This window comes from Pseudomonas sp. AL10 (assembly GCF_029960685.1).
In the GTDB taxonomy this organism is placed as follows: Bacteria; Pseudomonadota; Gammaproteobacteria; order Pseudomonadales; family Pseudomonadaceae; genus Aquipseudomonas; species Aquipseudomonas lactis.
In genome coordinates, this window is the sequence record NZ_JASBQZ010000002.1 from 59551 (window position 1) to 78076 (window position 18526).

Genomic DNA, 18526 nt, shown 5'->3' on the forward strand with positions numbered 1-18526 from the left:
TATTTGAATTAGGGTTGAAAAATCTATTAAAAAAATCTGTCCCCTTTTTCTGATTTCCGGATCAGCATCAGGGTGGAATACATCGTGCTGGAGGTGTGCCCAGAGAGATTTTTTCAGATAAAAAGTAGGGGGTGAAGGTGGATATTAAAACTTTTTTGAAGAGTAAGAAAGAAGAGCATTTGCTTGATGGCTTGGCTGCTGTAGATGATGTCAGTCTTAATGCAATAAAGGTAGGGCAGAAAAATGCTCCTGATGATTACTTGGAGTTTTTGCAGGAGTTCGGAAGTGGGGAAATTGAAACAGCCGGATTTATGCTTTATAACGGCCTCCTAGAGGCAAGTGATATTTTTGATGATGAGACTGCGGCGCAATTCGAAAGTGTTATGATTTTTGGTGATGATATGCAGGGGCGATGCGTCGGTTTTGATAAAAATGATAAATGGGCTGTAGTGAAAATAGACTCTGCAGATATGAGTGTTAAGAAATTATGTGAAACATTTTCTTTGTTTGTTTATAGTTTGTTGAGGTGACTCTGGGAGAAAAGGGAAGGAAATGGGAAGGGAAAGTGATTAAGCCTAGATCAAGGTGGCAGGCGTTTTTGTTATTGTTGATTTATCTGTTTTTATTGTTTTTGTTGGTGGGGGTTATCGCAAAGCTCATGGGGGCGCTGGTTAATTATTCAAAGATTGGTGTATGGGACTTTAGTTGGGCTGAAATCGTAGATATGTTACCCGGTGTTTTTGCCTATGCAATACCTACTGGGGTAGGCGTTTGGATACAGTCCTGGTTGAAAAATCGTAAAGAGAGTGGCCAAGGGAATTGAGCGCAAAGCGGGCGACACAAAGGCCGCCCGATTTTCACTCAGGACGGATCGGCATTAAGCCTGCGACTGATGACATCCAGCAAATCACACCCATCGCGCAGCGGAATGGCCAGCAAATGGGCGAAGTCTGAAAGTACTACGGCATCGCTGCTGAGTTGTTCGCGGAAGGCCAGGTTTTCCAGCAGTTGGGTGACGGCCCGAATGCGGTGCACGGCGGCGTCGTGAAGGACGTCGAGAGGTGCCTGGGTGTCGATGATCAGGGCTGGGACGGTGCAGTCGTGGCCGGTTAGGGGAATGTATCGATTCATCATTAAGCTCTCTGGATTATTGAGGGCTCGTTCTTCGGGTCGCCAAACCCGGTCGCTTTTTGAGTGACGGCCGGACTATAAGCCGCACCACCAAGCCCGCGCAAGGCATCAAAATGCCGCCGCTTCGGAGCGTGTACGCAGCTACTAACGTCTTGCCACCCATTGCCGACATACTGCTCACGAACAAACGCACTACGACTATGCAAATCTGAAAGCCTCACCCCAAACATTAAAGGACCAATGTGAAAAACCTCCTCCTCATTCTCCTCACCACCCTCATCCTCGGCGGCTGCGTCAGCCACCCCCTCACTCCCGAAAACCGCGCGCAGATCAAGACCGTCAAAGTCCTGCCCGTGAAGTGGGAAAAGAACATGGTGTACTTCGGCCGTGAACAGGCCTGGGGCGCGGCCCTGGGGGCCGGGGTTGGCGCGGGTGTTGGCATGGCCAGCGGGGCGTCCAAGCTGGGTACTGCGGCGTTGAGTGGCGCCGGGTTTGCCGGCGGCATGAAGCTCGGGCAGTTGGCCGAGATGCCGACGCCGGTGGCTATTCTGACGGTGATGGAGGCGGAAAAACTCGATGTTGGCGTGTTGCTCAAGCAGGGCTTTGTCGATGAGTTGGGCAAGACTTCGACGCTCAAGGTGGTCGGCGATGATGAGCCGGCTGATGCGCAGATTCAGCTGACCGTGTCTGAGTGGGGTTTTCGCCTGACCCAGGGTTTCAGCAGTGTGATTTATCCGACCCTTAACGTGTTAGCGCAGATGGATCGCGGCGATGAGATGATCTGGCGCACCTTTGAAGCGGTCACGCCGTTTAATGGTCAGAACGTTTATGGCTATACACCGTTAACCTACCGCACGGACCCTGAAGCTTTGCGCCGGGCGCTGACCGGGATTACGCAGATTTCTGCGCAGTACCTGGTGAAGGAGCTCAAGTAGGGCTGTGCGAAGGCTGGGGGTTGTTGGTGGGCGGGCTTGGGCTAATGCCAGTCAGGGTTAAGCGCAGTTCCCCTGTGGGAGCGGGCTTGCCCGCGAAGGCGGTGTGTCAGTCGCTGCATCTGTTGCTGCATTACCGCTTTCGCAGGCAAGCCAGCTCCCACATTTGATCTTCGTTGCTTTGAGTATTGCGGTCGGCAGTAGGGTAAGCCCCCCACCTATGGCCGAAACAACTTGAGAACCGCTCTCAACCCCGTAAAATGCCGCAGCCGTTGCATCACCGTCTTTCAGGGAAGAATTCAGGCCAGCACGTTTTCAGGCTGCCTTTCTCCTTGGAAAACCCAGCAACGCTGATTTCCTCACCCAAGGAGCACCCTGTGAAGACACTGTCCAAAATCCTGCTGTCGGGCCTCACCGCCGCGGCGCTGTTGACCGTGGCCGGTTGTGCCACCGAGAGCAACCGCGCGATGCCGGTGGAGCAAGTCGCCAGCGCCCACGTTGCCTATTCCGGCGTGCGTGTGCCGATTGCCGTGGGTAAGTTCGATAACCGCTCCAGCTACATGCGCGGCATCTTCTCCGATGGCGTTGACCGTCTCGGCGGCCAGGCCAAGACCATCCTCATCACCCACTTGCAGCAGACCAACCGCTTCAGCGTGCTGGACCGTGACAACATGGGTGAAATCTCCCAGGAAGCCAAAATCAAAGGCACCGTGCAGAAGCTCAAGGGCGCTGACTACGTAGTGACTGGCGATGTAACCGAGTTCGGCCGCAAAGAAACCGGCGACCGCCAGCTGTTCGGCATCCTCGGCCGTGGCAAGACCCAAGTGGCCTACGCCAAAGTTGCGTTGAATGTCGTCAACATCAATACCTCCGAAGTGGTGTATTCCACCCAGGGCGCCGGTGAGTACGCGCTGTCCAACCGTGAAGTGATCGGCTTCGGCGGCACCGCCAGCTATGACTCCACCCTCAATGGCAAGGTGCTCGACCTGGCCATGCGCGAAGCGATCAACCGCCTGGTCGACGGCATCAATGCCGGCGCCTGGAACCCGCGTAACTGATCAGCCACACCACAAGGAGCAGTACACGGATGAGCAAGGCAGTGAAATTGGCGCTGACGCTGGCAGCAGTCGCGACGGTAGCCGGGTGCCAGACGGCGCCCCAGCCCCTGTATCAATGGGAGAGCTACCAGCCGCAGGTTTACGAGTACTTCAAGGGCGAGCCCAAGGAAGCGCAGGTGGAAGCACTGGAGCGCGACCTGCAGAAGATCAACGCCAGTGGCCGCAAGGCGCCGCCGGGTTACCACGCGCACCTGGGCATGCTGTACATGAACATGGGCAAGGACGACCAGATGGTGCAGGAGTTTCGCACCGAGAAGGCCCTGTTCCCTGAGTCTGCTGCGTACATGGACTTTCTGTTGAAAAACGCCAAAGCCGGAGTCGCCACTAAATGAGCCTGTTAAAACTCACCGGCGCCTTGCTGGCCCTGGCGTTGCTCGGCGGTTGCGCCGCGCCCAAGACGGTTGATTATTCGGCGTACAAACAGGCGCGGCCCAAGTCGATCCTGGTACTGCCGCCGATCAATGAATCGCCGGAAGTGCAGGCGTCTTACAGCCTGGTGTCGCAAGTCACCTACCCGCTGGCCGAAGCCGGCTACTACGTGTTGCCGATTGCCCTGGTGGACGAAACTTTCCGCCAGAACGGCCTGACCACCGCCAACGATGTCCAGGCCGTACAACCGGCCAAGCTGCATGACATCTTTGGTGCGGACGCGGCGCTGTACATCACCATCAGCGAGTACGGCACCCAGTACATGCTGATCTCCAGCGACACCTCAGTGACGGCCTCGGCCAAACTGGTGGACCTGCGCACTGGCACCACCTTGTGGACCGGTTCTGCGCGGGCGTCGAGCGAGGAGGGCAACAACAACGGTGGCGGCCTGGTGGGCATGTTGATCACGGCGGCGGTCAAGCAGGTGATCAACAGCTCTACCGATGCGGCGCACCCGATTGCCGGTATCACCAGTGCGCGGTTGCTGTCGGCGGGGCAACGCACCGGCATCTTGTACGGCCCGCGTAACCCCAAATACGGCACGGACTAAAAGAACAACGCCATTCAACTGTGGGAGCTGGCTTGCCTGCGATAGCGGTGTGTCAGGCAGCCTTTCCAGCACTGGCCCACCGCTATCGCAGGCAAGCCAGCTCCCACATTGATCGGGGTGAATTTCAAGGGTTTAACCCGAACCCAACCTATCTCGCGTCTGACCTTGTGAACGGCTCATTCATTCACGAGGCTCAGCCCCATGTCCCGCCCTCTGCTTTACCTGCGTCCCGCTGCCCAAGGCTTTACCGTTACCCTGCTGGTAGCGCTGGCCGGGTGTGGGCTGTCTTCCTCTCCCGAGGGGGCCAAACCCGCACAACCCATCGCCGAGTTGCACAGCGCGCCAGTTGAGGGCGCGATGGCCAAACGCATGGCCATGCCGGCACCGATGGCGGTGCGTGAAATGGCGATGATGAATGACCGCAGCGAACCCCGCGAGCAATACGCCAACCTGCCTGACAACCCTGTGCAGCGCGTCGCCGAAACCCCGGTCTCCACCTTCAGCGTGGATGTCGACACGGGCAGCTATGCCAACGTACGGCGCTTCCTCAACCAGGGCCGCCTGCCGCCCGAAGGCGCGGTGCGGTTGGAGGAAATGGTCAACTACTTCCCCTATCACTACGCCCTGCCCACCGACGGCTCGCCCTTTGGCGTCACCACCGAAGTGGCCGCAACGCCGTGGAACCCGCGCACCAAACTGCTGCGCATTGGCATCAAGGCCTCCGATAAAACCGTGGCCGAACTGGCGCCCGCCAACCTGGTGTTCCTGGTGGATGTGTCCGGCTCCATGGACCGCCGCGAAGGCTTGCCGCTGGTCAAAAGCACGCTGAAATTACTGGTCGATCAACTGCGCGATCAGGACCGTGTGTCACTGGTGGTCTACGCCGGTGAATCCCGCGTGGTGCTCAAGCCCACCTCGGGCAGTGAAAAAGCCAAGATCCGCAACGCTATCGAGCAACTCACCGCTGGCGGCTCCACCGCAGGCGCGTCCGGCATCGAACTGGCCTACCAGATGGCCCGCGAAGGCTTTGTTGATCAAGGCATCAACCGCATCCTGCTGGCCACCGACGGCGACTTCAACGTGGGTATCAGCGACTTCGACAGCCTCAAGCAAATGGCCGTGGCCCAACGCAAAAGCGGCGTATCACTGACCACCCTCGGCTTTGGTGTGGACAACTACAACGAACACCTGATGGAACAACTGGCCGACGCGGGCGACGGCAACTACGCCTACATCGACAACCTGCGCGAAGCGCGCAAGGTGCTGGTAGAGCAACTCAGTTCCACCCTGGCCGTGGTGGCGCGAGATGTGAAACTGCAGGTGGAGTTCAACCCGGCCCAGGTCAGCGAATACCGCCTGCTGGGCTATGAAAACCGCGCCCTGAAGCGTGAAGATTTCAACAACGACAAAGTCGATGCCGGCGAGATTGGCGCAGGGCACACGGTGACCGCGCTGTATGAAATCGTACCCAAGGGCGAGAAGGGCTGGTTGGAGCCTCTGCGTTACGCCGCCGCGCCTGCGACCGAAGGCAAATCCGATGAGCTGGCGATGCTACGGGTGCGCTACAAACCCGCTGCGGGCGGTAACAGCCAGTTGATCGAACGCCCCATCGCCAACCAGGCCACCCCGGCCAGCGATGACCTGCGTTTCGCCGCTGCCGTGGCCGCCTTCGCCCAACAGCTCAAGGGCGATGGCCGCTACACTGGCACCATGAGTGTGCAAGACACCGCCAGATTGGCACGCTCGGCCCGGGGCGATGACCCCTTCGGGCTGCGCAACGAATTCGTGCAACTGGTGGAGCTGGCCCAAAGCCTCAAACCCTGACCTCGCTCACAACCGAGATCAAATGTGGGAGGTGGCTTGCTGCTAAAGCTTTTTGTAGGAGCGAGCTTGCTCGCGAAAAACTCACAGGCACCGCGTTTATCCAGGAAGCACGCGTTATCGTTGACGTTCTTCGCGAGCAAGCTCGCTCCTACAGTAATCCTGCTTCGGCTGACAAAAAGGAGTTCGCCCATTACATGGCCGTTCCAGACGACTCACCCAGCGACGAATCGCTGCTGGCCCGCTACCGAACCGGTGACGCGGGCGCCTTCGAAGCCTTGTACACGCGCCACCGCCAGGGCCTGTACCGCTTCCTCGTGTCCCTGTGCAACAAAGCCGAGCTGGCGGAAGAAATCTACCAGGACACCTGGCTCAGCCTCATCCGCAGCACCACCCAGCCACAAGGCCGGGCGAGTTTTCGCACCTGGTTGTTCCAGATCGCCCGCAACCGCCTGATCGACCATTGGCGCAAGCACGGCATCCACAACCCCCTGCATGACAGCTACGATGAACAGCTGCACGCCCAGCCCGACCACAGCGCTGGCCCCGAACAACAGCTGAGCCTGAGCCGCGACCAGGCCCGCCTCGACGCCGCCCTGCAAGACCTGCCCGAAGACCAGCGCGAAGTCTTCCTGCTACGCCTGCACGGCGAGCTCGAAATACCGCAAATCGCCACCCTCACCGGCGCCCCGCTGGAAACCGTAAAAAGCCGCCTGCGTTACGCCCAGCAGAAACTGCGCCGCCTGCTGGCCGAGGAGATACTCGCATGAACGACTCCCGACACACCCCGGACGACGCGCTGCTCCAGCACTTTCGTCAACACAGCACGGGCGAACCGCCCGCGTCCCTCGACGCCTTCATCCTCAACGCCGCCCGCCGCGAAGCGCCCAAGCCCGTGCCCAACCTGTGGCAGCGCTGGCTGCGTGCATGCCAGCAACCGCGCTGGCAAATGGCATTTGCCAGCCTGGCCGGTGTGGCGTTGCTGGTGGGCGTGATCACGCGCACCCCCGAGTTGGACCCGGTACACAACACACGTCTCGCTGCCCCGGCCGCGTTCTCCGCGCCTGCGCCGATGAGCGCACCGCCCCGTGCCGAGTCCTACAGTGCCGAAATGAGCAGCGATGCCTTGCCCCAAGGCAAGCTGGCCAAGCGCGCTGCGCCGCAACCTCTTGAGCTTGGCTTGCAGGAATTAGCGCGCCTGCGCGCGGCAGGGGATGAGGCCGCGGCGACGGCCAAACTTGCCGAGTTGCAAAAGCGCTTCCCTGGGCAAAACCTGGAAGAACGCCTTAAAACCTTGCCGCCGCACTGACCCCGTGGCGATGGTATCGCGCGATACCATCGCCGCTTGGCGGCAACGGGTCATAAGCATATGAATTTATATTCAGTTGCAGGGGGAGTAATTGCTGCTAGTTTAATCAGCGAAAGACGTCATTGTTCCTGCTGGCCAACAGAGCGGGTCATGTTTTCATTGGATGAAAAGTTGCAAGCGGACTTCAAGGATTAAAGTCTTCTCAGCATTCGCTACATGGCCACTGGGAAATAGCTCTACCTGTTGGAAGTCCATTCAATTGGATTAATGAACGGTACCTGATATGACGGCGACGCTGAATTACTCACTTGCACAGGCAATACCTGAACTGCAACAACCCTTGGATATATTCGAGCTGAAAGAGTCCAATGTACGCTCTTATTGCCGGGACTTTACCGATACGTTCAAAACCGCCGAGGGATCAACGCTGACCAGTGAGCAAGGTCAGCTTTTCATCGACTTTTTCAGCGGTGCCGGTGCCTTGAACTACGGGCATAACAACCCGGTATTAAAGTCCGCGCTGCTCGACTACATTGCGCACAATGGCATCACTCATGGCCTGGACTTCAAGACCACCGCCAAGAAAGCCTTTCTCACTGCATTCGAAGCGCAGGTGCTCGCGCCGCGCAACCTGCGTTACAAAGTGCAGTTTCCTGGGCCCACCGGCACCAATGCGGTAGAGGCCGCGATCAAGCTGGCGCGCAAGTACACAGGGCGCCAGAACATCGTAGCCTTCACCAATGCCTTCCATGGAATGTCCCTGGGCAGCCTGGCCCTGACCAGCAACCCGCGTAAGCGGGCCGGGGCGGGCGTTACCCTCAGCAACGTCACCTTCATGCCCTACGATGGCTACTTCGGCGACGAGGTGGACACCTCGCTGTACTTGGCCACTATGTTGCGCAGCGGCAGTGGCATCGACAAACCAGCGGCCATCGTGCTGGAAACCGTGCAAGGCGAGGGCGGCGTCAACAGCGCCTCGGCTGCCTGGGTGCAAGCCGTGCAGCGCATCGCCCAGGCCCATGACATTCTGCTGATCATCGATGACATCCAGGCGGGCTGCGGGCGCACGGGTGACTTCTTCAGCTTCGAAGCCCTGGGCGTCACCCCGGACATCGTGACCTTGTCCAAGTCCATCAGTGGTTATGGCTTGCCCATGTCGCTGGTATTGCTGGCGCCTCACCTGGACGTGTGGGAGCCGGGAGAGCACAACGGCACATTTCGCGGTAACAACCTGGCGTTCGTTACCGGCAAGGCGGTAATCGACCACTATTGGAGCGACGCAGGCTTTACCCGGGCGCTCAAGGCCAAGGCGGGCGTGCTGCATGAGGCCTTGCAGGGCTTGTCCGCAGGCTTCGCCGCCAAGGCGCCCAACCGCCTGAAGGGGCGCGGATTTTTCAGGGGTATCGAGTTCGAGGATGTAAGCCTTGCGCAGAAAGTCGCTGCGCGTGCCTATGCCCACGGGCTGATCATTGAAACCTCCGGCATCGATAACCAAGTGCTGAAGTTTCTTCCGGCCCTGACCATCACGGCTGCGCAGATCGCCCAAGGCGTGCAGATTCTGGAGCAGGCGTTTGCCGAGGTGACCACACCATGAGCGATGCAGTTTTTACTCGGCATGCGTCCCTCGATGACGCCGCCGCCATCGCGCCGTTGTTGGACAAATACCGCGAGTTTTATGGTGAGGCATCCGACCTGACCCGCTCGACGGCCTTTATTCAACAACGCTTCTATTTAGGCGAGTCAATTATTATCGTCGCGCTGGTAAACAATGAAATCATTGGGTTTACACAACTGTTCCCGAGTTTTTCCAGTGTCACGTTAGAGCGCCTGTGGATACTTAATGATTTATATGTTGAGGCGTCCAAACGCAGGGCGGGGGTTGGCCTGGCCTTATTGAATGCGGCCAAGACGTTCGCGGAAACAACCGGCGCCAAACAGTTGTTCATTGAGGGCGCGGACGATAACCCAAAGGCTCGAAACTTATACACGCGCTTCGGGTTTATCGAAAACACGGCGTATCACTATTACCATCTTCCACTGAAGCCAATCCAGGGATAGGAGCTTTTCCATGTCAGACACTGTTTTCGATATCGTAGGTATTGGTTTTGGTCCCTCCAACCTGGCGTTGGCTATCGGGCTGCAAGAGTCGGCTTCAGCGCTGACCTATCGGTTCCTCGACGCCAAGCCCACCCCCGACTGGCAGGATGAAATGCTGCTCAGCGGCTCGGACATCCAGAACAACCCCTTGCGCGACCTGGTCACGCCGCGCAACCCGCGCAGCCACTATGGGTTCGTCAATTACCTGAAAGAAACCGGGCGCCTGTTCGATTACCTCAATCTGCCGCTGACATACCCGTTGCGGCGTGAATATGCCGAGTACATCAAATGGGTGGCCGGGCATTTTCTCGCCAGTGTTGAATCCTCAGCGTTCGCCCACCGGGTCGAGCCGTTGCTATTCAAAGGCGAGCAGGTGTGGAAGGTGACCTATAACGACCAAAGGGTCATCTACGGGCGCAGTCTGGTGCTGGGCACCGGGCGCACGGCGAATATACCAGCGGTGTTCGAGGGCCTGACCGGCCCTCGGGTGTTCCATCTCAATCACTACCTGGAGCGTCTCAACCAGCTACCCCAGAGCGTGCAGCGCATCGGGGTGGTGGGGTCCAGCCAGAGCGCCGTGGAGATTGTGCTCGACCTGACCGCCAGGTTCCCGGACAAAGAGATTTACTCGCTGCACCGCAGCTTCAGCTTCCGCCTCAAAGACACCAGCCCATTCAGCGACAAGGTGTATTTTCCGGAATTTATCGACTACTACTTCAACCTGCCGCCCGAGGCCAAGGCGCGGGTGGACAAGCAACTGCGCGGCACCAACTACAGCTCGGCCGATGAAGACGTGATCAACGCGCTATACGTGCGCATCCATGAGGAAAAACTGCAGGGCAAACAGCGTATCCACATTCTCAACAACATCGCCATCGAGCAGGCGCAGATCAACGCATCAGGGCAGGTGGAGCTGGCGCTCAAAGAGGTCAACCAACTGACCCACTCGACCCTCGCGTTGGATGCGCTGGTGCTGGCTACCGGTTTCAAGGACATTGCCGCCAAGGAAAATGGTGAACTCTATCCACCGCTGTTGGCGCCTTATCACGCCCGGTTCCGAGCGGACACTCATGGCGCGCTGGTGGTGAACCGCGATTACAGCCTGACGGCGCTGGATGAATTGCCTGCCGTGTTCCTTAACGGCTTATGCGAAAGCTCCCATGGCCTGGGTGACGCCGGCTCATTCAGCCTGATTTCACTGCGGGTCGAACATATCCTCGCGTCCCTGGAGGCAAAGCTCGCGCAGGCCGAGGCTCCGTTGCACGCACTGGCCTGATCGGCTCTCGGCAGCGGCCTGCGCGGTCCGCTGCCTCATACAAGGAGTTCCCATGTTTACAGCAGCATTGATCTACATCCTGGCGGTGATAAGCCCGGGCCCCAACTTCATCATTGTCAGCCGCTTCGCCTCGCTGGGCTCGGTGTCGACCGGCATCGGCGCGACCCTGGGCATCTGCACGGTCGGGGTGTTTTTCTCGACGATTTCGTTGCTGGGCCTGGCGGCTTTGTTGCACCAGTACCCGGCGTTTTCCAAAGTCGCCACGTTATGCGGTTCGGCGTACCTGCTGTACATCGCGTACAGCATCATCAAAAGCGTGCTGGCCAAGAACACCGGCACGGCCGAAAGCACCGCACCGGGCGCGACCAGCTTCGCCAAGGCCTACCGCGTGGGGGTGATCACCAATATCAGCAACATGAAAACCATCGCTTTCATGATCAGTATCTATGCCGGCTTTCTCTCGGTGCCGCGCTCGGAGATCGACAAAGTGCTGGTGGTGATGCTGTGCTCGACCCTGGAAGTCATCTGGTATTCAGTGGTGGCGCTGCTGTTCGGCCAAGGTCCGATCAAGGCGCTGTTCCTCAAGTACACCCGGCAGATCGACGTCGGGCTGGCCGTATTTCTGGTGGCGTTCTCACTGAACAACGCCATTCCTGTGCTGATCGCCAGTCGATGAGGTTGGGTCATGGAATGGAACGCGTTGCTCAAGGATGTGGGGGTGCGCTTCAAGCATCGTAGTTGGTTGTTGATTGACCTGAAGCCGGAGGCGTTGGTGCTAAGCGATTCAACGGGGGAACTGACGAGGGATTATCCGGGGGTGACGTTGATTTTGGACTGCTGCCTTGAGGGCATTTTCCAAGTGATCGACAGCTTTGGGCCGGGTATCAATTACGCAGCATCACTGCAGGCTGTTCGGCGCAGGGCTTACTCCGTGCCGGTCGCGTTAGCCAGGGAGGTGGCTTTTCAAGATTTCAAATGGGCGTGCTGAAGGCCCATATAAATAGCCCCAGGTCGTTGGCCTGGGGCTTTCTTATAACCCGCCGTGAGCCCGGTACCAGGCCACCGTGTCCGTGAGGGTCTGCTCCAGCACACGAAAGCTCAGCCCCAGTTCCTCTTCACTTTTGCGGTGGTCAAAGCGGGTACGGTGTTCCTCGCGTATCAACAGCCGTAACGTCGCCATGCTCAGCAAAATGGGCTTGCCGGTCAGGTACGCGTAGGTCTCTTGCACAGCTGCCAACAGGTACAGCGCGGGCAGCGGCAGTTGGCGGGAGGGTACCTTGACCCCGGCAATACGCCCCAGCGCCGGAATCAGCTGGCGCATGGTCAAGTTGCGACCGGCCGCGAGATAACGCTCGCCCCGACGCCCGCGCTGGGCGGCAGCAATGTGCGCCCAGGCCACATCGCGGGCATCGACCAGCGAAAAGGTGCCAGGAATCAGCCCCGGCAACTTGCCGTTGATCACGTCCCTCACCAACTGCCCCGAAGACGTCGGCCCAAGGTCACCCGGCCCCCACATCCAACCGGGCAAGACCATGCAGGCGTGCATCTGCGGGTGGCTTTCAAGAAACCTCAACACCTCACGCTCAGCCAGGATCTTGCTGCGGTAGTAGTCATCCGCATCGGCTTCGTCCCGCAGGCACGTCTCGTCGATCGGCGTACCGGGGGCACCGTCGAGCACGGCAATCGACGAGGTATGCACAAACCGTCGCACACCGGCGTCATATGCCTGTTGCAGCAGGGCTCGCGTACCGACGACATTGATCTTATCCAGTTCCTCCCAATGGCTGCCGCCCTTGTAGTTATCGCGAAAAAACGCCGCGCAGTGAAACACCGTATCGCAGCCTTGCAACGCCGCCGCGAAGGCATCCACATCTGCCATGTCTCCCACCACCTGCTCCACGCCCGGCACATCGCCGAACTGCTGCGCACCCTTGACCGCCGAGCGCACCAGCGCCTTCACCGCATAACCCCGTGCGACCAGCTCCCGTACCAGGTTATTGCCCAGCAAGCCGGTGGCACCGGTCACAAAGGTGCTGTGCAAGCGATTGGGGTTCGTGTTCATACAGGCCATTCCATTTGTTGAGAAGGCCAGTAGATATACCCGCGAGCCCGCGCCGTAAAAACAGCGCCTGCGGCATAATGGCTTTGCACATCTGCACACCAGGGAAGCGCGGAGATATGGCATTGCAGGCAAATTGGGACGATCTTCGACTGCTGCTGGCAGTCTCACGGCGCGGCAGCTTTTTACAGGCAGGCCAGTTACTCGGTATCGCGGCCTCTACCGTCTCCCGCCGCCTCACCCAACTGGAAACCGCCCTGGGCGAACCACTGGTGGAACGCGGCGTGGAAGGCTGCCGGCTCACCTCCCGAGGCCAAGCCCTGGTAGACGTCGCCCTGGCAGCCGAATCCGGCCTGCGCCGCCAGGCGCCCGTCGACGGCACGCCCGAAACCCTCAGCGGCACCGTGCTGGTGAGCGCCGGCGAAGGCTTTTCCGCCAGTGTGCTCGAAGCCGCCAGCCGCTTCACAGCGCAGCACCCAGGCTGCTCCGTAGAACTCCTGGTCACCACCGACTTCCACAAAATCATACGAGGTGTGGCCGACATTGCCATACGCACCGCACACCTGGGCGAACCTTCCCTGATCTACCGAGGGCTTGGCAAACTCGCCTACGGCGTGTTCGCAACCGCCGAATACCTGCAACGGTTTCCTGCGCTAACGCCAGCCACCGCCGCCAGTATCGCCTTGCTGCCACCGCTGGACCTGCTACCGCAAATGCGCGCCGCGAAAGCTGCCGGGCTGGACCATGCGCCGATTAGGGTGAGTTCGTTCGCGGTGCAGCTTGAGTCGGTGAGGCGCGGGATGGGGGTGGCGGTGTTGCCGCGTATTTTGGCGACGGGGTTGAGTGAGGTTTTTCCGGAGATAGAACTGCCGGCGATGGAGGTTTATTTGGTGACGCGGCCACAGGCGTTGAAGCAGGGGCATATTCAGGGGTTTTTTGGGGTGTTGGAGGGGGTGTTGCGCGGTGAAATTTCAAGCCTGGAAAAGCAGCATTCCGGGAATTCATCAAGGCCTTCGTAATATTCAACCCATCGGGATGTAGGCGCTTAGCCACTCGTAGCAACATTGAGTTGCGCGTGCAAGTGGCTCACAAAAAAGCCCTGGGTCTTAAGGCCTCGGGTGTTTCATTCATATCTGGCTCCACACTTCTGCGGCGATGGTGCTGGCGTCCTTTGACATTTCCAACACACCAATGCGTTCTTGCCATTCCTCGAATTTGACAGGTAGAAAGGACGCATTTGTAATGCGCAGCGCAGCTTCGGTGATATACCTCTAAGGCATTAACTGCATCTCCGACAAACCGTATTCCCCCAACGAATACAGCAACGTCCCATACCCCAGCTGGACGTAGCCAGCCCTGTCAGCACCGTAATCCCCGCCACCACCTTCCACTTGGCCGTTATTTGCCATGGCCTGCACATTCGGTGCGCTGAGGCCCTTTCGCACGGCGTAGTGGTTGTAGAGCAGTTCCCATATCGGACGGGGTTCGCCGCGATGATCGGCCGAGATGACGGTCTGTTTGAAGCTGCTGTTGGGGATGGGGGTAAACGGCACCTCCTGGCCAAGGTTGTACTTGGCCACATACTCGGCGCCCTGCAGCACGCGGTTGTTCTGGTAGCCGAACAGGTCGTTGCCCTGGCTCCAGGCCATTTGGCAGAAACTGCCGAGCAGGGCTATGTCGAGCATGGCGTGTGACTGATCACGTCCGCTTTCCTGGACTTGACCAAGGCCATCGCCGTAGAGCTTCCACACCGCGTGGGCGATGGCGCCGTTACCGGTGCCGTGCTTGAAGTAGTCGACGGCCTCGTTGTAGAGATCGCGGCGGTCGGTCAGTACGCCGATGGCCAGCATCGAGTTCATGTTGGCTAGGTCCCAGCTGGCCCCATGATGATCAGGCCGGGCGCCGTCGTGGTTCACCAGGAAGTCATGATTGATGGGGTAGAACACAGTGAGCATCATGCCTTGAAAACGCTGGAAATCTTCCGCCCGCCACTTTGGGTAGCTGCGCAGCAGTTCGGCCGCGTTGGCCAGTTGGTAGCCGTACAAGCCTGCCACCAAAGCTCTGCCGGGCTTGTCTTTGATCGCGGTGAGGGTCAAGGCCCACTGGTTCAAAATACTCACGGCCTTGTCGGCATACGCCGGGTTGTTGGAGATCTGCCAGCGCAGGGCCAGTGCATACGCGGCGGCTGCGTCGTTGAACAGAACACTGTCGTTATTCGGGCCGCCTGAAGTGCGGTACACCACCGGCACCGGGTTGGGCTGCCAGTCTAATGAGGCATGGGGGTTGGCGATCAGCTTCTGCCAGCCTGCCAGCCACGGCTGGTTATAGTTGGCCAGCTTCTCGCGTATCCGCGTGAAGTCCTCCCGGGTCTGGAGCAGGCCAGGATGCACGAACGCTTCGGTATGCAGGGTGGGGGAGGCTTGACTGCCGATACTCATCAATAGCGCATAGAGCAGCACGGCTCTTTTGGACAGGTACTTCAAACGGATCATCGTGTGTACGCCCTGATGGGGAGAACCTTGCGCGGTCTGAAAAGCCATTCGCACAGGACTGGAATCTGCCCCAGGGATAGTTCAGATGAAGCCTGCATACCCGGGGCTTGTTGTCAGAACGTGTAGTTGATTGCAAACAGGCCCAAGCCTGCGGTTTCGCGCCTTACCAGCGGGCTGTCGCTGGCCTGGTCAGCGTATTGAGTCAGCGTCAGGCTGGCCAGCGTTGACCAGTGCGCGTCGAAGGTGTGCTGCCAGTTCAAGGCAGCGGAGTAGGCATAGATCCCGGCGTCGGCGGTGTACTTGCTGTAGATCGAGCGTTGGCTCTGAGCCTGGGTGACGCCGAAGAACGTCTGGTTGTAGCGGCTATCGCCGGCATGGGCGTCGATGGCCAGGCTCAGGGTGTCGCGGTCTGTGTGCAACAAGATGCCTTCCAGGCCAAAGCGGTAACGGTTGCCTCGGTGCTCGCCGGCCATGCGCAGTTCGGCTTCGCCGTTGACCGACAGCCAGTCAAGCAGTTGTTGGCTGAGGGTAAAGTCGGCGACGGTTGCGCCGTTGATATCGCCCATACCTCTGAGCTCGTCGCCGCCCGGGCTGGTGATGCTGTCCTTCTCTTTGCGGCCCAGGTCGTAATTGATCGCTGCGCTGGCGCCGAAGCCACTGTCGGATTGAAATTGCAGGCCCACGCCGCGAGTGGTGTCGGCGAACAACGCTCCGTGCTGGATGCTGAGCATCGGCAGTACGAGCGGACGGTAGCGGTCAGCACCCATGTAGCGAGGCGTGACACCCATGCCAAGGCCCAGGGTAACGGTGGTTTCTTCGGCTGTCGGGCTGGCGTCGGTCGCCTGAGCCTGGGGCGCGAGCGCGCAGCACAGCAGCGTGACGGCGCCCAACAGAACGTTGTGGGTAGGGGAGGTGGTGAAGTTCATGGTCAAGCCCTATGTGCAAAAGAAGACAGCAGTGCGCCCGCCGACGCGCGACACAACGCCTCCCTCTGATCGAGCTGTTCAGGCCCGTTGATAGGCTTGGACAGCGATGCAGTGGTCGGCATAGGATCGGCTCGCGAAAGCGGGCGTAGGGCAATACTGGCAGCGCACTTTCAATAAACCGTTCGTAAATTATCAAGGTTTCATCAAGAGGCTTCTTTGTGTCAGGAAAACGTATCCTCATCGTCGAAGACGACGCCGACAGCGCCAACATTCTCGAAGCCTACTTGCTCCGGGATGGCTATGAGGTGGCCCTGGCCGAAGACGGCCAGCGCGGTCTGGACCTGTACAAAAGCTGGCAGCCCGACCTGATCCTGCTCGACGTGATGCTTCCGCGCTTGAGCGGCACCGAGGTGTTATCCGCCGTGCGCCGTAGCAGTGACACGCCGGTCATCATGGTCACGGCCATGGGCGACGAACCGGAAAAGCTCGGTGCCTTGCGTTATGGCGCGGACGACTATGTGGTCAAGCCTTACAGCCCGCGCGAAGTGGTGGCGCGGGTGCACGCGGTGTTGCGGCGCACCACCGGCAACCAACCGGTCGAACACCTGCTGCGCCATGAAAACCTGCGGGTGGATCTTGTTGCGTTTACCGCGGCCATTGAGCAGGGCGAAGCACCACCGCAATGGCTGGACCTGACCCCAACGGAATTTAAGCTGCTGGTGACGTTGCTCAAGACGCCGTCCAAGGCCTTCACTCGTGATGAGTTGCTGGAAATCTGCCTACCGGAAAGCGAAGCCCTGGCCCGCGTCGTCGACACCCACGTGCACAACCTGCGCCGCAAGCTGGAAAACCACGGCATCGCCGGCGTTCTGGTCACGGTGCGCTCCATTGGCTATCGATTCAGGTAACGCACATGCTTGAGCAACCGCGGGTCAACGACAAACCCATGTGGCGCTGGATCGGCCTGCGCATGAGCCTGCTGGCGATCGGCGCGGTGGTGGTGATCTCGGTGTGCATGTGGATCAACGTCACACTGTCGGACTGGTATTTTGTGCAGCATCTGCCGCCTGGGCCGCGTGAGGAGCTGCTGGCGTTGCGCGCCGAGCCAGAGCTCAATGAGGCACGCTTGCGTCAAGTGGTTGCCCAGTACTATCCGCTGGACTATTTCCAGCCGGCTATCGCCAATCGCGACTGGCTGATACTGATCGGCCTGGTGCTGGCCGCGATCCCTATCATCATTGGCTTCGGCCTGTGGTTTTCGCGGCCCTTGTCCAGCCAGTTCTCGGCAATTGCCCAGGGCGCCCGGCGAGTCGCCGGCGGTGATTTCCTGACGCGCCTGCCGGTGCACCGCGACGCGCCCGACGAGCTGCAACGGCTGGTCAGCGACTTCAACAGCATGACCACGCAACTGGAGCGCTATGAGCGCGATGTGCGTGAATCCAGCGCGGTCATTGCCCACGAACTGCGCACACCCTTGAACGCCGCCATGGGGCGCGTGCAGGGTATGCTCGATGAGGTATTCCCCAGCGATGCCATGCAGTTGGGCATGGTCAAGCGTCAGCTCGATCAACTCAGAAAGCTGGTGGATGATTTGCACCTGTTGTCGATGGCTCGTGCTGGCCGGCTGGTGCTGGAGCGCAGCGAGTTTTCTCTGGTAGCTCTGGTGGCGGAGCGGTTGGCGTGGTTCCAGCCGCAGTTGGATGAGGCTTGCGTGCTGACGCAGGTCAGTATTGCTGATGGGCTTCGTATGCATGCCGATCGTGATCGCCTGGGCCAGGTGATCAACATTCTGGTCGATAACTTGCTGCGTTATGCGGCCGGGGGAGGCGAGTTGAATGTAACGGCGCGCCGGGTTCACGGTTCGGTGGTGATTGAAGTCGGTGACCGAGGGCCAGGTATCGAAGCCCAGCATCTGGACAGCGTGTTCGACCGCTTCTGGCGTGCAGAGCGCTCCAGGGCACGTTACTCGGGGGGGAGCGGGCTAGGCTTGTCCATCGCCCGTGCGATCTGCCACGCCCATGGCGGTACCATTACTGCCCGCAATCTGGCCGAAGGCGGTACGCTGATCAGGGCGGAGGTTCCTGTGTAGGCGTTTCTTCTTTGCCTTGAGACCGGCGCTCAAGGCGGTGAAATCGTAATGATCGTAGAGCTGGAAAACTGCTTGGGAAAAAGGGAGGGGAAAAGGGGATTTATTTTCACCTCTACTATCCCGACGCGACTCAACACTCTCTCACCACCCACCAAACGCACAAAAAAGCCCCAGATCTCCCGACCTGAGGCTTTTTCATTTCATATCTGGTGCCCCGGCGTCGTTTGAACTGGGCGGTAAGATGCCCGGTTTATAAGGGTTCTTGTGATGGTGTTTCGGTTAGGCATACACGAGGGC

General features: G+C 59.3%; 21 protein-coding genes. 17 read left to right on the forward strand and 4 right to left on the reverse strand.

Annotation, left to right across the window (positions count from 1 at the left end):
* Positions 1-137: 137 nt before the first annotated feature.
* Both QK296_RS02820 and QK296_RS02825 read left to right on the forward strand, forming a co-directional pair.
* Entirely contained in the window at positions 138-530 is a 393-nt protein-coding gene (locus tag QK296_RS02820) for an SMI1/KNR4 family protein (protein ID WP_106117644.1), read from the forward strand.
* Positions 527-823, forward strand: coding sequence for a hypothetical protein (locus QK296_RS02825; protein ID WP_146135763.1), 297 nt, complete (start codon positions 527-529; stop codon positions 821-823). The genes QK296_RS02820 and QK296_RS02825 overlap by 4 nt, the downstream gene beginning before the upstream one ends.
* A gap of 38 nt (positions 824-861) precedes the next feature.
* Here QK296_RS02825 and QK296_RS02830 read toward each other — a convergent pair whose 3' ends face one another.
* A complete protein-coding gene (locus QK296_RS02830; protein ID WP_005783616.1) occupies positions 862-1119 on the reverse strand; it encodes a hypothetical protein in 258 nt (85 codons plus the stop codon).
* Positions 1120-1373: 254 nt separating this feature from the next.
* On the opposite strand from QK296_RS02830, the gene QK296_RS02835 reads away from it, so the two are divergent.
* From QK296_RS02835 to QK296_RS02890, 12 genes are all read left to right on the forward strand, one after another.
* Positions 1374-2066, forward strand: a complete 693-nt coding sequence (locus QK296_RS02835) for a hypothetical protein (RefSeq protein WP_003187502.1) — start codon at positions 1374-1376, stop codon at positions 2064-2066.
* Between the two features lie 374 nt (positions 2067-2440).
* Positions 2441-3121, forward strand: coding sequence for a CsgG/HfaB family protein (locus tag QK296_RS02840; protein WP_003187503.1), 681 nt, complete (start codon positions 2441-2443; stop codon positions 3119-3121).
* 29 nt (positions 3122-3150) lie between these two features.
* Positions 3151-3513, forward strand: a complete 363-nt coding sequence (locus QK296_RS02845; protein WP_003187504.1) for a DUF4810 domain-containing protein — start codon at positions 3151-3153, stop codon at positions 3511-3513.
* Positions 3510-4160 carry a DUF799 domain-containing protein gene (locus QK296_RS02850; protein WP_003187506.1) on the forward strand — a complete coding sequence of 217 codons (651 nt, stop codon included), beginning with the start codon at positions 3510-3512 and terminating at the stop codon, positions 4158-4160. The genes QK296_RS02845 and QK296_RS02850 overlap by 4 nt, the downstream gene beginning before the upstream one ends.
* A 201-nt stretch (positions 4161-4361) precedes the next feature.
* Positions 4362-5984 carry a VWA domain-containing protein gene (locus QK296_RS02855; RefSeq protein WP_282390562.1) on the forward strand — a complete coding sequence of 541 codons (1623 nt, stop codon included), beginning with the start codon at positions 4362-4364 and terminating at the stop codon, positions 5982-5984.
* 194 nt (positions 5985-6178) lie between these two features.
* Complete coding sequence (locus QK296_RS02860) at positions 6179-6751, forward strand: RNA polymerase sigma factor (protein WP_282390563.1); 573 nt, start codon at positions 6179-6181, stop codon at positions 6749-6751.
* Positions 6748-7290, forward strand: coding sequence for a hypothetical protein (locus QK296_RS02865; protein ID WP_057709506.1), 543 nt, complete (start codon positions 6748-6750; stop codon positions 7288-7290). Before QK296_RS02860 ends, QK296_RS02865 begins: the two co-directional genes overlap by 4 nt.
* A 340-nt stretch (positions 7291-7630) precedes the next feature.
* On the forward strand, positions 7631-8884 hold the full coding sequence (gene ectB / locus QK296_RS02870; RefSeq protein ID WP_282390640.1) for a diaminobutyrate--2-oxoglutarate transaminase: 1254 nt from the start codon (positions 7631-7633) through the stop codon (positions 8882-8884).
* Positions 8881-9348, forward strand: coding sequence for a GNAT family N-acetyltransferase (locus QK296_RS02875; RefSeq protein WP_034134588.1), 468 nt, complete (start codon positions 8881-8883; stop codon positions 9346-9348). Before ectB ends, QK296_RS02875 begins: the two co-directional genes overlap by 4 nt.
* 10 nt (positions 9349-9358) lie before the next feature.
* Complete coding sequence (locus tag QK296_RS02880; protein ID WP_034134589.1) at positions 9359-10663, forward strand: SidA/IucD/PvdA family monooxygenase; 1305 nt, start codon at positions 9359-9361, stop codon at positions 10661-10663.
* A gap of 52 nt (positions 10664-10715) precedes the next feature.
* Positions 10716-11339: a LysE family translocator gene (locus QK296_RS02885; protein ID WP_034134590.1), complete on the forward strand. Its 624-nt coding sequence runs from the start codon at positions 10716-10718 to the stop codon at positions 11337-11339.
* A 9-nt stretch (positions 11340-11348) separates the two neighbouring features.
* Entirely contained in the window at positions 11349-11651 is a 303-nt protein-coding gene (locus tag QK296_RS02890) for a hypothetical protein (protein WP_034134591.1), read from the forward strand.
* 42 nt (positions 11652-11693) lie between these two features.
* Here QK296_RS02890 and QK296_RS02895 read toward each other — a convergent pair whose 3' ends face one another.
* The gene (locus QK296_RS02895; protein WP_282390564.1) at positions 11694-12725 is read right to left on the reverse strand and encodes an SDR family oxidoreductase; all 1032 of its coding nucleotides are present in this window, start codon (positions 12723-12725) and stop codon (positions 11694-11696) included.
* Between the two features lie 116 nt (positions 12726-12841).
* On the opposite strand from QK296_RS02895, the gene QK296_RS02900 reads away from it, so the two are divergent.
* Positions 12842-13741 (forward strand): LysR family transcriptional regulator, encoded by a 900-nt coding sequence (locus QK296_RS02900; RefSeq protein ID WP_282390572.1) that lies wholly within the window; start codon positions 12842-12844, stop codon positions 13739-13741.
* A 252-nt stretch (positions 13742-13993) separates the two neighbouring features.
* Here the strand turns inward: QK296_RS02900 and QK296_RS02905 are convergent, their stop codons facing one another.
* Positions 13994-15214, reverse strand: coding sequence for an alginate lyase family protein (locus QK296_RS02905; protein WP_282390573.1), 1221 nt, complete (start codon positions 15212-15214; stop codon positions 13994-13996).
* Positions 15215-15327: 113 nt separating this feature from the next.
* The gene (locus QK296_RS02910; RefSeq protein ID WP_282390574.1) at positions 15328-16140 is read right to left on the reverse strand and encodes a MipA/OmpV family protein; all 813 of its coding nucleotides are present in this window, start codon (positions 16138-16140) and stop codon (positions 15328-15330) included.
* Positions 16141-16358: 218 nt separating this feature from the next.
* On the opposite strand from QK296_RS02910, the gene QK296_RS02915 reads away from it, so the two are divergent.
* Complete coding sequence (locus QK296_RS02915) at positions 16359-17048, forward strand: response regulator (protein WP_282390575.1); 690 nt, start codon at positions 16359-16361, stop codon at positions 17046-17048.
* A 5-nt stretch (positions 17049-17053) separates the two neighbouring features.
* Positions 17054-18229: an ATP-binding protein gene (locus tag QK296_RS02920; protein WP_054896825.1), complete on the forward strand. Its 1176-nt coding sequence runs from the start codon at positions 17054-17056 to the stop codon at positions 18227-18229.
* Positions 18230-18526 lie beyond the last annotated feature (297 nt).

Bases quoted from the DNA above. Each gene is read 5' to 3' on its own strand.
- QK296_RS02900 (WP_282390572.1), top strand. From the start codon at position 12,842: ATGGCATTGCAGGCAAATTGGGACGATCTTCGACTGCTGCTGGCAGTC.
- QK296_RS02920 (WP_054896825.1), top strand. From the start codon at position 17,054: ATGCTTGAGCAACCGCGGGTCAACGACAAACCCATGTGGCGCTGGATC.
- QK296_RS02845 (WP_003187504.1), top strand. From the start codon at position 3,151: ATGAGCAAGGCAGTGAAATTGGCGCTGACGCTGGCAGCAGTCGCGACG.
- QK296_RS02885 (WP_034134590.1), top strand. From the start codon at position 10,716: ATGTTTACAGCAGCATTGATCTACATCCTGGCGGTGATAAGCCCGGGC.
- QK296_RS02910 (WP_282390574.1), bottom strand. From the start codon at position 16,140: ATGAACTTCACCACCTCCCCTACCCACAACGTTCTGTTGGGCGCCGTC.
- QK296_RS02880 (WP_034134589.1), top strand. From the start codon at position 9,359: ATGTCAGACACTGTTTTCGATATCGTAGGTATTGGTTTTGGTCCCTCC.
- QK296_RS02860 (WP_282390563.1), top strand. From the start codon at position 6,179: ATGGCCGTTCCAGACGACTCACCCAGCGACGAATCGCTGCTGGCCCGC.
- QK296_RS02895 (WP_282390564.1), bottom strand. From the start codon at position 12,725: ATGAACACGAACCCCAATCGCTTGCACAGCACCTTTGTGACCGGTGCC.
- QK296_RS02890 (WP_034134591.1), top strand. From the start codon at position 11,349: ATGGAATGGAACGCGTTGCTCAAGGATGTGGGGGTGCGCTTCAAGCAT.
- QK296_RS02905 (WP_282390573.1), bottom strand. From the start codon at position 15,214: ATGATCCGTTTGAAGTACCTGTCCAAAAGAGCCGTGCTGCTCTATGCG.
- QK296_RS02850 (WP_003187506.1), top strand. From the start codon at position 3,510: ATGAGCCTGTTAAAACTCACCGGCGCCTTGCTGGCCCTGGCGTTGCTC.
- QK296_RS02875 (WP_034134588.1), top strand. From the start codon at position 8,881: ATGAGCGATGCAGTTTTTACTCGGCATGCGTCCCTCGATGACGCCGCC.
- QK296_RS02865 (WP_057709506.1), top strand. From the start codon at position 6,748: ATGAACGACTCCCGACACACCCCGGACGACGCGCTGCTCCAGCACTTT.
- QK296_RS02855 (WP_282390562.1), top strand. From the start codon at position 4,362: ATGTCCCGCCCTCTGCTTTACCTGCGTCCCGCTGCCCAAGGCTTTACC.